Consider the following 14,026-nt stretch of genomic DNA (forward strand, 5'->3'; position numbering starts at 1 on the left):
TCGCTGCCGCACGCCGGGCAGTGGCGCTCCTCGGCAGGCACCGCGTGGCGAATCTCCCGCGCCAGGGCCTCCTCGGCCTTGCGGGCGGCTCTCTCTTGCCGCTTCTTCTTCGCGGCCTCGGCCCGGGCCGCCGTCGAGTCCGCGGCCCCGCGCAGCTCCGTCGCCACCGCCGGCAGCTTCTCCGCCCTGCGGCCGAAGACGTGGCGCTCCAGCGTCGCCATCTTCGCCTCCAGCGACGTCAGGCGCTCCTTGAGTTCCTCCGCCTCCTCGCGCCAGGGGCAGAAGTGGTCCTGGGGGAGCTCGCGCGGCACTTCGCCTCAACACGCCTGCGCCACGCCGCGTCCCGGGCCGGGCGCGTCAGGTGCCCGTGCGCCCGGGAGGCGTCCAGGCGGGCTGGCGCCTCACCTGGGCCACGTCGATGCCGTCCAGCAGCATGGCCAACTGCGTGGCGTCCAGCGTCACCGCCTGCGCGCCCGCGTCCACCGGCGGCAGCCGGAAGCGTCCCGCCTCTAGTCGCTTGTACAGCAGCACGAAGCCGCCCCGGCTCCACGTCAGCACCTTGATGCGGTCGCCCCGCCTGGAGACGAAGGCGAAGAGGTGCCCCGAGTAGACGTCCTCTTCCCACGCGCCGCGCACCAGCGTCATGAGGCCATCAATCGACTTGCGCATGTCCACCGGCTCCACCGCCAGCACCACGCGCACCGACGCAGGCAGCGCGAACACCGCTTCAGCGCCCCAGCGCCGCGACGAGACGCGCCACGTACGTCACGTCAGTGCCTACCGCGAATCGCACCCGCGCTCCGCTCGCGGCGACCACTTCCAGCAGGGACTCCGTCGCCGCGGGCGCCGTCGTCACCTGCACCGGCAAGAGTCTCACTGCTTCCGCCCGTGACGGCGCGGCCCGACGTGCCCGATATACCCACGACTGCAACGTGCTCAGCCGCACGCCCCGCGCCAACGCGAACTCCCGCTGCGTCTGCCCGCTGGCCTCGAAGGCTTCCGCGACGCGCGCCCACTCCGGCTTCTCCACCTGCTTCGCCATGCCCGGAAGCGTCCGCCGCACGCCGCTACCCCGGCAATCCCTCACGGCACGTCGTTGGCCGGACGGTTACGTTTCTACGGAGTGAACGAGGTGGTGTTGGGAACGGGAGGGATGCCCCTCAATCGTGTGACGACCGGCAACCTGCTCGGCCAGGAATCCGTCCGAAAGTCGGTTCCAGGGAACGCCCTGGGTTCAAGCCTCAGCCGCCCCACCGGATGCGGTAGGAGCAGGCGTGGCCGTCGAAGTCGAAGGGCTCCACGCGAAGGCTCTTCGCGCCGGCCTTGGCCAACCCCGCTTCGATGAGGCCGCGCAGGTAGCCCGGGTTCCCGTTGCACTCGTTGACGCGGATGATGTGGTGCCCGGGGCCCTGGGTGAGCAGCTCCGACCGCATGTAGTTGTTGACGGTGGAGAAGCTCTCCTGGATGCGCACCACGACGCGCTCCGGCCCGAAGATGGGCCACATGGACACGAGCGACTTGCCAAGCACGGTCTGCTCCATCCCCTGGATGATGCCGATACCCAGGCGCCGGAAGCCCTCACCCACATCGAGCTGCGGGTACAGGTGCTCGACGGTGACGCGAAGGGCCTCCGCGAAGGTCTTCCGAGGGGTGTGGTGCGGAGACTGAGCATCCAGGTCCAGGCCCACGTCCTTCAGCTTCGTCCGGAGCTCCAGAGTGAGCCGGTCACCAATGGAGCGGAACACCCCCTCCACCGTGTGGCGATAGACGATCTCTTCTTCCACGAAACACCCCGGCCCAAACCCGGCGGTCCCATTCCGCCGTGTCGCAAAGAAGCGTACCCCATGCCCCCGACAAATCCGAAGCCCCCTGGGACTACGACCTGGGTCTGAGACGTCCCACCGATGTTTCACGGCTTGCCATGCTATTTCACAATGCATGTATTGCGTGATTTGTTTGACTCGACCGGGTCCGGGAGACCTCGGCGGGCCCATCCGAGGCGACAACTTCCCTGGCACAGGGGGGGCCTACCCTTGGGGCGGGATCGGCTTCAACAGTCCCGCCCGGTTCAGCTGGTCGTGCACCTGCTCGGCGAGAGCGATGTGCTCCGGATTGCCTACCGTGAAGCGCTCAGGACATATGACGATGAGCGTCCCTTTGTCCTCGATCAATTCGACATGCACAGGAGAGGGCAGCGGGGGCACTGTCCCCAAACGGCGAGACAAGTACGTGACCCAGCCCACGAACGTGCCCGGCACCGCGAACTCCGACACCCTGTCTCGATGAGCCGTAGACGTGGCGATACCCCATTGGGGGTCCCAAGCCAAAGCCGCTGCGCGAAGCGCCTGTGAAAGGACGGGAGCGGTCAGGACACGCTCTCTGGCTTCACCTCTTGTCGGAAGTTCCATCACGCAAAGATCCCCCAAGAGATCCGAGGTGGAGCCACATGCGAGCCTGACGCCAGTGCTTGCACCATCGGGCTCTCCGTTCCATGCAGAGAAAGACACCCCGACCTGCTCAAGCCGGTACTTCGTGCTGAAGAGGTTGAGAAGCGACTCCTCATTCGGCACAAATGGGTACCTGAGTGCATCAGCACGAGACTTGGCTTTCTCGAACCATCGATTGAACGTAGGTTCGACAGGCGCCAGGAGGCGGAAGAAGACCTCGGCACGTCGAGCGCATGACTCGACTGGCTCAACCCGACCCGGCCAGTACGCACCCAGGTAGTATTTCTCGTTCATCTGGTCTGTTGCCTACGGAGACGGCGGGGTGAATACGACCTTGATTGTGCCAAGCCCTTCGTTCCTGAACAGGTCTCTCACGGCGTCAGCAACTTCGCGCTCCGCGAAATGCCATTGAATCGGGGTGCCCTTGGCCGCCTTGAATTGTCTCTTTGCTTGCTCAAGCATTCCGTCAGCACCTCGGAACCAGGTTCTGAAACTCCCATCCATGAGGAACCTGGAATAGCCCGGCCCCTTTGTTTCAAGGAGTACCCCCATCTTGAAGCCGTCGAATTTTACCTCTTGGACCTTGTAGACCTTCCCTGCCGGCGCCTCGGTGACCTGGGCCTGGTACTTGCGCGATGCCTCGCTCATGCTTTCGCTGGCATTCTCCCACCTCCCCGGGCCTTGCTCCCCTGGGGACGAGGGCTGACCCGAAGCCGCGCCGGTCCGCTGAAGGACGATGGCCGCCCCAGGCCCTCCACTCAACACCGACGCCGCGCGCCCCACCGGCACCGTGACGCGCTCGACGACCAGCGCACCCTCCACTGACAGCGAGAGCACCGGCACCGTGGCTTCCACGCCGGCAGCCATTCCCGTCAACGTCCGCGCCGTGGCCGAGGCCGCGCCCCAGGTCGCGATGAAGCTCGTCGCCAGCCGCGCCACCTCGCGGATCTGCTCGCCCTGCGTCATGTACCGGAAGCGCTCCCAGTACGCGGGCGACGACGCGATGAGGGCCGCCACACCGGCCGGCAGGTTGCTCAGCGCCGCGATGCTGTCCATGGGACGGGAGAGGGTCTGCCCCAGTGCGTGGTACAGATCCACGAAGGCATCCTGTGCCCCATCCAGCGAGCGACCGATGACATCCGCATCGCTGTACACCTCGGCCAAGGGCCGCCAGTCCGAAGCCTGGAGTTGGGCATCGACTTGCCGGAAGACACCGCCCTTGCCGCTGTAGAAGCGCCCCAGTTCGAAGCCATGCGCGCGAAACGCGCCGTCCTTCCATTCGACGGGCGCCACCTTCTGCTGCGTGTTTCCATTGAGGGCCCACGCGAGGTAGCCATCCGGCCGGAGGACGGCCACCTGCTCCCGGGAAAAGCGCGCCACCCGGAGCAGCAACTCGCCCCGCGAAACTTCGCCGCCCTCCAGCACCTCCCGCAGCAGGAAGCCCACCGCCATGCGGGGAGGGAAGTTGCCCAGCGTCACAGGTTTCTGCACCAGTTGCCCCAGCAGCCGCGCGGCCTGCGTGGGTGTCAGTCCTCCCGCAGCCAGGGGCCGCGTGTCCTGGGCCTCCAGGCCTGCGTCCATGAGGAGTTGCTCCCAGGCGTCTTCCTTCGTGCCCCGGCGAACAAGGCTGCCGCCCACGGCCCCTGCCCTTCCTCGCGAGCCCTCGCCCGTCGCTTCCTCGCGGACATTCCGGTGGCGCGCCAGCCGCTCTCGCTCCCCGGAAATCGCGAAGGAGGTCCGCGACGAGGCCCGAATGGGAGACTCGTCCTCACGCGGCGCATGCGCCAATGCCGGTGCGGCGGCTGGGCGCTCCGCGTAGCTCAGGCTCGAGCCTGGACGAGGGGTGGGCGACACCGAGACGCAACCTGTCGCCAATACGGTGAGGGCAAGCAGCAGGACGTCAGCGCGCATTGTCTACCCCCATGACCAGGGAGGCGAAGGCCCCCGCCCGCAGCGTACCGGTCTTCTCCGGGAACAGCAGTGTGCCCTCCGCCCCCCGTCGCGTAGAGCCTCTCGCCGAGGGAAGCGCCAACGCGCCTCCGCACCGCCCAGGTAGCGGGCCTGAGGCCGTCCCCTCCCCCCGAACCCCGAAGGCCGCCGGAAGCGCCAGGTTGTTTCAGGCAACCGAGGCACTCGTTCCAACTGAAGACGCACCTTCGTCAAGAATCTCCAACGCAGGAAGTGACTTGACGATCTTCATCGTCTCAAGGCTCACAGTGATGACACGCAGCAGCAGAGATAGCGGGTAACGCGGATCTCTGACAGTCTCGTTCGCCCAGGCGTTCGCGTCCTTCACGATGCCGCTCGCCTTGTCAGTGGCAACGCTCTGGCGCTCCATCACCCATTCAATCGCCGACTTGCCGTTCACGACGTACTCGTAAGCCTCCAATGGGATGTCGCGAACAGCAATCAAGTCGTTGTAGTGGATGACGCTCTTGTCCTTGCCCTTGCCAAACTTCATCTTCTCGACGCGGTAGCCCGTACCGGTAGGCTTGGCGGAGCTATCGATACGAACTGGGTACTCCCCGACCTGCTCGAACCCAACGTGGAGCTCGCCGAGTGTGCGGCCGGCGCGACTGAACGCCCAGAAATCACCGGCCTTCTTCACGCGGGGAATACGGGGGAGTTCCTTGCCAAGGTTGTCAGCGTATCTCTCGCGGTAGTCGGCCGAGTGGAGAATGCCGTAGACGTAGTAGAAGATGTCTTCCTTCGTGATGCCCTCCTCGGGATAAGCAGCCATGAAGTGGGCCAGACCCACGTCGGTAATCCCGTCCCTCCGAGCTGCCTCAGGCAGCGCCTTCCGAGGCGATGCAAAACGAGAAACTCTGGCGCCAGCCTCCGATTCGATGTCTTCATCATCGTAGAGGAAGAGCGGAAAGAACTGCGATCCGACCATATCCACGGCATGGAGGCTCGGAACGACATCGGTCATGAGGACCGAGTAGCAGGAGCGAGTCTCACTTCCCGATACGCCGATGACCCGGTTTTTCAATCCCGCAGTGGGAAAAATCCGGGGCATTTGCAGCACTCTCTCGTTAAGCTTCCGGTCAAAGTAGAGCCATTGTTTCGCAAACGGGCGATAAAGACTCGGCACGATTCGCGTAGCATCGAATGCCAATCGAGCACCTCTCGCGAGATCAGCCTTCAGATTGACGGTCCAACTGATTTTAGTGGGGTCAGCATTAACAAAGGCATCAATGCGCGCCTCGCGAGCCTTCTTATCGAGCCCTTGATGCTCTTTTTCGAATCGCGTCACCTCGGCATTATAGAAGCTGATCAGCCGCTCCATTTGCTCGGTCACGGAATGCTTCGATGTGCCATAAGCCCAAGCGTCGCGTTGGGTCTTGACACCATTCGAGTAGTTCGCAAAGAGTGCCGGTTCGGATCCGCTCTTATCTCCCGCTACTATGAAGCGATTGAAGTCTTCATCTCGCTGTTTGAGCCAGTCGCCATGGGCGTCGGGGGTTATGCGGGTCCATCCGTCCGCTTCGGCAATGCCTGCGACGCTACCAAAGGTCGCGATAGCAGCGAGCTTTTCCTCGCGCGTCAGGTAGTCGCCGATGTCGCGGAAATGGATGTTGCCTCGCTCTTTCGAACTCGGGTTCTTCACGAGCAGCGAGATCGCGACGGGGGCGCGACTGCCACTGCCAAAGACTTTGCCGCCTTCTCTTTTCGAGAGTTCACCTGCGGTCCGCTGGTTACCTCGAAGATGGAAGACGTAAAGACTGCTGAACTCCTCCGCGAGGCACTGCCGAAGACCGTTCGCAGTGCTGGCTTCGACGAAGCCAGCGTTGGTGACAAAGCCTATTATGCCGCTGTCGCCAATGCGGTCGCTCGCCCATCTGATCGCACGAATATAGCTGTCATACAGGGCGGTTTTGAGCACCGCGCTGGACCGCGCTGCGTATGTTTCAGCAATACGCGAATCAAGCAATGGATACGCTACGTTCTGATTATTGTCATTCTCGCTTCGCTGTCCTACTGACCACGGGGGGTTTCCGATAATCACGCGAATGTCGAGTTTCTTCTGACGCCTTCGGCGTGCGCTATTGTCGACCAGTACCTGCGAAACGAGATCGTCCTTCTCGTATAGCTGGAACGTATCCGTGAGGCAGATACCCTCGAACGGCCGGTAGTCGCTGCCGATAATGCCATGATACGCAGCCTCGATATTAATCGCTGCAATGTAGTAGGCGAGCAAAACGATTTCGTTTGCGTGTATCTCCTCCGCGTACTTGCGCGGCAACTCTGCGCCCGAGATGAGGCCGCTCTGGAGAAGCCGCGTGATGAACGTTCCAGTGCCCGTAAATGGGTCGAAGATATGCACGCCCTCGCTTCCGAGCGTCTGCCCAAACTCATCGCGAAGCAGGTGATCGATGCTTTTCAGGATGAAGTCGACAATCTCGACGGGCGTGTAGACGATGCCGAGCCGCTCCGACATCTTGGGAAACGCATTACGGAAGAACTTGTCGTAAAGCTCGACGATGATCTTCTGCTTCCCCTCAGCACTCTTGATCCCTTCGGCGCGCATCTTCACCGACTCGTAGAACGCCTCAAGCGTCCTCACCTCCTTTCCCAGGTGGTGCTCATGCAGCGCTTCAAGCACGCTCTGCATGGCGCGGGACATCGAGTTCTCAGTAGCGAAGCTATGCCCCGTAAACAGCGCGTCAAAAACCGGTTTTGTCACGAGATGCTGGGCAAGCATTTCGACGATCTCGTCCCTCGTAATACTGTCGTTTAGGTCGTCACGCAGCTCCTCGGAGAAGCATTCGAACGCCTCTCGCTCCCGTGTGTTTTTTTCGTTCTCAAGAATGCCTGTGATGCGGTCGATGTGCGTGCGGGCAATCTTCGCGATGTCGTTTGCCCAATCCTCCCAGTGGTGGCGGTTCCCTACCTTCTGGACGAGCTTGGCGTAGATGGCGCGCTCGATTTCACCAATCTCGAACTCAAGTTCGTCCTGTACTGGGTACTTGATCGGGGTCTCTGCGACGCCAATGCTGTGTCCGGCCTTCGCGGCCCTCTTCGCAGCCTTCTTTTTATCGTCGGCGTTCTTCGCTCTCGATCGCTTCGCGATCTTGTCGGTAATCGCGATGACCTCCATCTTCGAGGGGTCCTTCGCTTCGAGATCAAGCTTGTTGATCATCGCGTCGAAGCGGTCGTCGTGAGACCGCAGGGCTTGAAGGACCTGCCACACGACCTTGTACGTCTGGCTGTCGTTCAGGGCGTCATGTGGCTCAACCCCCGCTGGGATGACGACGGGGAGAACGATGTACCCGCGCTTCTTGCTGCTGTCGGCAGGTTTCCGCATCACGCGACCGACCGACTGCACGACGTCCACCTGTGAGTTGCGGGGCGTGAGGAAGAGAACGGCGTCGAGGGCTGGCACGTCGACGCCCTCGGACAAGCAGCGCACGTTGCTCAAGATGCGGCACGTGTCCTCGGGCGCCTCCGCTTTGAGCCAGCTGATCTTCGCCTCCTTCTCGGAGGCGTTCATGCTTCCGTCCACATGCGCGGCCTCGCACCGTAGATGCGTCGACGCAGCATCATCGCGGGGTGCCGTTCCGCTCTCCTGGTAGGCCTCGACAACTGCTTGGAACATCTCGGCGATGTTTTTTGAGCCGACCTTGTGGACCTTGGCGCCCCTCTGGCGCTCGATGACCTGGCAGAAGGCGACCGCCCGCTTCATCGGGGCATCGTCGTCTGTGAGGCTCTCTTCGAGCCCATGCTTCGAGAGCGCCTTCCAGCAGCCTACGATTTTCGCGGCGTCGTCGACTCGCAGCTCGTTGTTCGAGTCCTTCAATAGATTCTGTATTCTGCGACTGACGTGCGACTCTTCGATGGCAAGTACTATGACCTTGTAATCAACGAGCAGGCCTCGTTTCACCGCCTCAGAAAACGTGAGAACGTGAAGCTCCGGTCCGTACAGCCTCTCGTCGTCCATCGAGCAGAGGGCAACGTTATCCCGCTCGGCAGTAGCCTTGGCTGTGTCGCCATAAATCCGCGGGGTCGCCGTCATATATAGGCGCTTGTTCCCGCAGATATATTTGTCGTCGTGAACCTTGATGAAGTGGCTCTCCTCCTCGTCCTCGAACTTGGCGCCAGTCGTCCGGTGCGCCTCGTCGCAAATGATGAGGTCGAACTTGGGAAGCCCGTGCTCCTTCTGAGCCTCGTGAAGCACATCAATAGAGTGGTAGGTCGAGAACACGACGCTCATATGTTTGGCGTCATGGCGCTTCTTCATTTCCGTCGAGAGCCGCGAGGCACTCGTGGTCGCCGGATACTGGAGTTCGTGAACAAGCGTCTGGACGACGTCGTCGTCCTTGCTGCGCTTCTTTCCCACGTCCGAATCGGAGCAGACCGCGAAGCTCTGGAGGCGCGTTTGGCTCTCCTGCGTCCACTCGGTGAGGGTCTGCGACAGGAGTGCAAGGCTCGGAACGAGGAACAGTACGCGTTTGCCTTCGCCGGCAGAGTCCTCGGCAATCTTCAGACTTGTGAATGTCTTGCCCGTACCGCACGCCATGATGAGCTTGCCGCGGTCGTGTTCTTTGAGCCCGTCGGACACTGCTTTCAGGGCTGCCTTTTGGTGCGGAAGGAGTTGCTTCTTTGCTCTGAGGACCAGCTGCTTTCGTGGGGCGAACTGCGTCCAATCGATAGAGCTGTTCTCGAGAGTGGCTAGATCGATTTTCGTTACCGGAATGTGCTGGTTGCGGAGTGCTTCCTCGGCGTGCTCGCTCCACAGGTCCGTTGTGCTGATGATGATCCGGTGCGTAAACGGCTTCTTGCCCGCTGCAGTGAAGAAGCTGTCGATGTCGCCCTTCTGGATGCGGTAGTCGGACGCATACAGCTTGCACTGGATGGCATGGACCTCGTCCGTGACGGTCTCTGCCACCAGGTCGATCCCCACGTCGCGCTTGTCGCGTTTGTGGCGCTCGGCCCAGTCAGCGTAGGTCTCGACACTGCGGTACAGCTCTCGGTACGCGGGTTCGTTCTTGAGGTACGCGACTGTCAGCTCTTCGAAGTAGGTGCCACGCTCACGGGGCGTGACGGCGGTGGCACGGAACTGGCCGAGGATCTTCTGGAGAGCGCTCACGAACGGGGTCCTATTTAAAGCTGGTCAGCACGGCCGCTTGGCCGCCGCAATCGGAGGTTCGGCGCAAGTGGCCACGGTTGTCCAGGTTGACCGCAGGGGGAAGCCATCCTGGGCGCAGAGTCCAACCCGTCTTTCGTCCGCAGTGCCGAGGGCAGTGGCTGAGCCAAGCGCATATCCGAACAACCAAGGAGCAGCCGCTCTGAGTGCGCACCTGTGCCCCTGGAGTGTTTCTGGCTGTCGTTGCTGGACTGGACTCCCCGGAACAACGAGCACTCGTTGCTGAAGCACCACGACGTCCTCTCGCTGAGCCAAGCTTGGCGGGACTTGCGGCACAGGCATGAGCCTTCCGGAGGACCGGCACGGCCTCTACGCACTCCGTTTCCTCACCAGAATGCGCATCGCTCCGCAGAGGAAGTTTGGGACACCTTGGCCTGATCCTCGGCCTACGAGGCCGGAGGGACCGCAACACCCGCCGACCCCCATCAGACTGGCACTGGCGGAAGGAGCGGACTGGGACAAGCTCGCCTGGGTCACGCACGGGTGGCGAAGCCCAGGTCGGACTCCAGCCTCCGTCGAGGCTGCCGGCAGGAGGCGCGCCCCACGGGCAAGCCCCGGAGGCCACACAGCCCCAGAAACGACAAAAGCCCCCGAGTCTTTCGACTCGGAGGCTCTTGTTCGGAGTGCCCAGGGCGGGATTCGAACCCGCACACCTTTCGGCGCCACCCCCTCAAGATGGTGTGTCTACCAGTTCCACCACCTGGGCGTTTCGGCGGGGTCCATGTACCGGACCCCGTGGATTCACGCAACAACCAATTCAACGGTCGCGTGAATCCGATGCTTCCTGACGACTACGGCGCGGGCGTCGTCGGCGCGGGAGCCTGCTGGCCCTCCGCCGGCGGCGTCGCGGAACGCTCCTGCTCCACCGCTCCCGGCGCCGCAGGAGGCGGCGTCGTGGCTCCCGGGGTCGCCGGGGCCGTCTTCGCCGGCGGCGTCGCCACCGAACCCGCGGCCACCGAACCGCGCAGACCCACGAACGACAGGCCCAGCGAGGTCAGGAAGAACAAGCCGGCGCAGACGCCCGTCAGCTTGCTCAAGAAGGTCACCGCGCCGCGCCCACCGAAGGCGCTCGTCGCGGCGCCGCCACCGAGGGCGGACCCCATGCCGGCGTCCTTCCCCGGCTGCAGCAAGATGACGAAGATCATGAACACGCAGAGCAGGACGTGCACGATCGTGAAGAAGGTCAGCATGGGTGTTCCCAACGCTCCGTGAAAAGAGGGCGCAACCTACACAAAGTGGTCAACGGGTGACAACTTCTAACGGGCAAACCGGCTTCAGCCAGCCGCCTTCACGATGGCCACGAAGTCCGCCGCCTTGAGGCTCGCTCCCCCCACGAGCGCCCCGTCCACGTCCGGCTGACCCAGCAATTCCGCCGCGTTGTCCGGCTTCACGCTGCCGCCGTACTGGATCCGGACCCGCTCGGCCGTCCCCTCGTCGTACATCCGGGTCAGCAGGCCCCGGATGGCCGCGTGGACCTCCTGCGCCTGCGCCGTCGTCGCCGTCCGGCCCGTCCCAATCGCCCAGACCGGCTCGTACGCCATCACGAACGTCGCCACGTCCGCCCCGGAGAAGCCCTCCAGCGCGCCCCGCACCTGGCGCTCCACCACCGTCAGCGTCTGGTTCGACTCGCGCTCGGCCAGCGTCTCACCCACACAGACGATGGGCGTCATCCCGGCGGCCTTCACCGCCTTCGCCCGCTTGTTCACCGTGGCGTCCGTCTCGCCAAAGAACTGCCGGCGCTCCGAGTGCCCCACGATGACGTAGGCACACCCCAGCTCCGCCAGCATCGGCGCGCTGATTTCGCCCGTGAAGGCGCCCGAGGACTCCCAGTGACAGTTCTGCGCCGCCAGCTGCAGGGGTGCCCCCTCCAGCGCGACGTGCAGGGGCTGCAACGCGACGAACGGGGGCGCGATGGCCACCTCCACCTTGTCGCCCATTGCCGCCACCGCGCCGCGAAGCTCCCGCACCAGCGCGAGCGCTTCCGGCACCGTCTTGTTCATCTTCCAGTTGCCAGCGACGATCTTCCGACGAGCCATCGAGGTGTCTCCCCCGGTGCGTACCGCGTGGGTGCCCTACTTCGTCTCCAGCGCCTTGATGCCAGGCAGCGGCTGGCCCTCCAGGAACTCCAGCGACGCGCCACCACCCGTGGACACGTGGCTCATCTTGTCCGCGTAGCCCATCTGCTCCACCGCCGCCGCGCTGTCGCCGCCGCCAATCACCGTGACGGCGTCCTTGTTGATGGACATCGCCGCGGCCACCGAGCGCGTGCCCTCCGCGAACTTGTCGACCTCGAAGCGGCCCATGGGCCCGTTCCAGATCACCGTCTTCGCGTCGCGGATGCGCTGCGTGTACATCGCGCGCGTCTTGGGACCGATGTCCAGGCCGATCATGTCCGCCGGCACCACCTGATCCGGCGTCTCCTTCACCGGGCCCTTGCCGTCGATGTCCGCGCACACGATGTGGTCGATGGGCAGCACCAGCGGCGTCTTCAGGCGCTTGGCCGTGTCCAGCAGCTTCGCCGCCAGCGCCAGCTTGTCGCCCTCCTCCACCCGGCTCTTGCCCACTTCGATGCCCTGCGCCTTCAGGAAGGTGTACGCCATGGCGCCACCCACGAGCAGCGCGTCCACCTTGGGCAGCAGGCTCTCGATGACCTTGATCTTGTCGCTCACCTTGGAGCCGCCCAGGATGGCCACGAAGGGCTTCTGCGGATTGCGCAGCACCTTGTCGCCCAGGTACTCGATCTCCTTGCGCATCAGGAGGCCGGCGGCCTTCTCCTTCACGAAGGGCACCATGCCGGCCGTGGACGCGTGCGCGCGGTGCGCCGTGCCGAACGCGTCGTTGACGTAGACGTCCGCCAGCGCCGCCAGCTCGCGCGAGAAGGCCTCGTCGTTCGCCTCCTCCTCCTTGTGGAAGCGCAGGTTCTCCAGCAGGAGCACCTGCCCTGCCTTCAGGTCATTCACCTGCTTCTTCACGTTGTCACCCACGCAGTCGTCCGCGTGGATGACCTCGTGCTTGCCGCCCAGCAGCTCCGCCAGCTTCTCCGCGACGAGCACCGTGGACAGCTTGGGGTCCGCCCCCTTGGGCCGACCGAGGTGGGACGCCAGGATGACCTTGCCGCCCATCTCCAGCGCTCGCCGGATGGTGGGGAGCGCTTCACGGATGCGGGTGTCGTCGGTGACGCGGCGCCCCTCCAGCGGGACGTTGAAGTCCACACGGATGAAGACGCGCTTGCCGGTCAACTGCAGGTCATCGATGTAGCGGATCATCTTGGGTGTCCCTTGTGCCTGTCTCGGTCAGCGTGGGGTGCCGGTGCGGGGAGGCTTTACGCCACGCCCTTGGACACGAGGAACTTCGCCGTGTCGACCATGCGGTTGGAGAAGCCCCACTCGTTGTCGTACCAGGCCATGACCTTGACCATGTTGTCGCCCATCACGAAGCAGTTGGTCGCGTCGAAGATGGCCGAGTGCGGGTTGCCGTTGTAGTCCACCGACACCGTCTGCGCGTCGCTGAACTCCAGCACGCCCTTGAGCGCGCCGTTGGCGGCGGCCTTCATCGCGGCGATGACCTCTTCGGCCGTGACCTTCTTGGTGGTGTTCACCGTCAGGTCCACCAGGGACACGTTCGGGGTGGGGACGCGGACGGAGATGCCGTGCATCTTGCCCTTGAGCGACGGGATGACCTCACCAATGGCCTTCGCGGCGCCGGTGCTGGTGGGGATCATGGAGAGCGCGGCGGCGCGGGCGCGGCGCATGTCCTCGTGGGTGAGGTCCAGGATGCGCTGGTCGTTGGTGTAGCTGTGCACCGTCGTCATCAGGCCCTTCTCGATGCCGAAGTTGTCCACCAGCACCTTGGCGATGGGCGCCAGGCAGTTGGTGGTGCACGAGGCGTTGGACACGATGTGGTGCTTGGCCGGGTCGTACTCGTTCTGGTTGATGCCGTACGCGATGGTCAGGTCCGGGCCCTTGGCCGGCGCGGAGATGACGACCTTCTTGGCGCCCGCGGCCAGGTGCTTGGCGGCGGCGTCGCGCGCGGTGAAGCGGCCGGTGCACTCCAGCACCACGTCCACGTTCATGCTCTTCCACGGCAGCGCGGAGGGGTCCTTCTCCGCGGTGACGGCGATCTCCTTGCCGTTCACCACGATGCCCTTGTCCGTGTGGGACACCTCGCCCGGCCACGTGCGGTGCACGGAGTCGTACTTGAACAGGTGGGCCAGCGCCGACGGCTTGTCGAGGTCGTTGATGGCGACGATCTCGAGGTCTTCCTTGCGGCTGAGCGCGGCGCGCAGGATGCAGCGACCGATACGACCGAAGCCGTTGATGGCGAGCTTGATGGCCATGGTGTTTTCCGTCTCCTTGAAGGAGTGGGCCTTCGCGGCCCACCGTCATGAATCTCGTAAAGAAGGCGGGCGACCGTAGGCAGGCGCCCCCGCCGA

Annotated in this window: 10 protein-coding genes, 1 tRNA gene and 1 pseudogene; all 12 read right to left on the bottom strand. The window is 63.9% G+C overall.

Annotated elements, in window-relative coordinates:
* Positions 1-311: pseudogene (locus D7X30_RS38825) on the bottom strand (IS66 family transposase); the annotation flags it as partial.
* Between the two features lie 46 nt (positions 312-357).
* Positions 358-723 (bottom strand): IS66 family insertion sequence element accessory protein TnpB, encoded by a 366-nt coding sequence (gene tnpB / locus D7X30_RS38830; RefSeq protein WP_120568033.1) that lies wholly within the window; start codon positions 721-723, stop codon positions 358-360.
* 4 nt (positions 724-727) lie between these two features.
* Positions 728-1,063 (bottom strand): IS66 family insertion sequence element accessory protein TnpB, encoded by a 336-nt coding sequence (locus D7X30_RS38835; protein WP_233592078.1) that lies wholly within the window; start codon positions 1,061-1,063, stop codon positions 728-730.
* 178 nt (positions 1,064-1,241) lie between these two features.
* Positions 1,242-1,784 carry a DUF2378 family protein gene (locus tag D7X30_RS38840; protein ID WP_120568035.1) on the bottom strand — a complete coding sequence of 181 codons (543 nt, stop codon included), beginning with the start codon at positions 1,782-1,784 and terminating at the stop codon, positions 1,242-1,244.
* A gap of 243 nt (positions 1,785-2,027) precedes the next feature.
* Positions 2,028-2,741 carry an immunity 52 family protein gene (locus D7X30_RS38845; protein WP_120568036.1) on the bottom strand — a complete coding sequence of 238 codons (714 nt, stop codon included), beginning with the start codon at positions 2,739-2,741 and terminating at the stop codon, positions 2,028-2,030.
* Positions 2,742-2,753: 12 nt separating this feature from the next.
* Positions 2,754-4,358 (bottom strand): Tox-REase-5 domain-containing protein, encoded by a 1,605-nt coding sequence (locus tag D7X30_RS43750; RefSeq protein ID WP_120568037.1) that lies wholly within the window; start codon positions 4,356-4,358, stop codon positions 2,754-2,756.
* A gap of 205 nt (positions 4,359-4,563) precedes the next feature.
* On the bottom strand, positions 4,564-9,537 hold the full coding sequence (locus tag D7X30_RS38860; RefSeq protein ID WP_120568038.1) for a type ISP restriction/modification enzyme: 4,974 nt from the start codon (positions 9,535-9,537) through the stop codon (positions 4,564-4,566).
* A 681-nt stretch (positions 9,538-10,218) separates the two neighbouring features.
* Positions 10,219-10,300 (bottom strand) — tRNA-Leu (locus D7X30_RS38870).
* Between the two features lie 85 nt (positions 10,301-10,385).
* Positions 10,386-10,784, bottom strand: coding sequence for a preprotein translocase subunit SecG (gene secG, locus D7X30_RS38875; protein ID WP_120568040.1), 399 nt, complete (start codon positions 10,782-10,784; stop codon positions 10,386-10,388).
* Positions 10,785-10,868: 84 nt separating this feature from the next.
* Positions 10,869-11,630, bottom strand: a complete 762-nt coding sequence (tpiA, locus tag D7X30_RS38880) for a triose-phosphate isomerase (protein WP_120568041.1) — start codon at positions 11,628-11,630, stop codon at positions 10,869-10,871.
* Positions 11,631-11,666: 36 nt separating this feature from the next.
* Positions 11,667-12,860, bottom strand: a complete 1,194-nt coding sequence (pgk, locus tag D7X30_RS38885) for a phosphoglycerate kinase (protein WP_120568042.1) — start codon at positions 12,858-12,860, stop codon at positions 11,667-11,669.
* 56 nt (positions 12,861-12,916) lie between these two features.
* Complete coding sequence (gene gap, locus D7X30_RS38890) at positions 12,917-13,930, bottom strand: type I glyceraldehyde-3-phosphate dehydrogenase (protein ID WP_120568043.1); 1,014 nt, start codon at positions 13,928-13,930, stop codon at positions 12,917-12,919.
* Positions 13,931-14,026: the final 96 nt, after the last annotated feature.

This window comes from Corallococcus sp. AB011P (assembly GCF_003611605.1).
GTDB classification, from domain to species: Bacteria; Myxococcota; Myxococcia; order Myxococcales; family Myxococcaceae; genus Corallococcus; species Corallococcus coralloides.

What these genes read in the sequence shown, in the direction of transcription:
- D7X30_RS38845 (WP_120568036.1), bottom strand. Translation starts at nt 2,741, where the DNA reads ATGAACGAGAAATACTACCTGGGTGCGTACTGGCCGGGTCGGGTTGAG.
- D7X30_RS43750 (WP_120568037.1), bottom strand. Translation starts at nt 4,358, where the DNA reads ATGCGCGCTGACGTCCTGCTGCTTGCCCTCACCGTATTGGCGACAGGT.
- secG (WP_120568040.1), bottom strand. Translation starts at nt 10,784, where the DNA reads ATGCTGACCTTCTTCACGATCGTGCACGTCCTGCTCTGCGTGTTCATG.
- tpiA (WP_120568041.1), bottom strand. Translation starts at nt 11,630, where the DNA reads ATGGCTCGTCGGAAGATCGTCGCTGGCAACTGGAAGATGAACAAGACG.
- pgk (WP_120568042.1), bottom strand. Translation starts at nt 12,860, where the DNA reads ATGATCCGCTACATCGATGACCTGCAGTTGACCGGCAAGCGCGTCTTC.
- gap (WP_120568043.1), bottom strand. Translation starts at nt 13,930, where the DNA reads ATGGCCATCAAGCTCGCCATCAACGGCTTCGGTCGTATCGGTCGCTGC.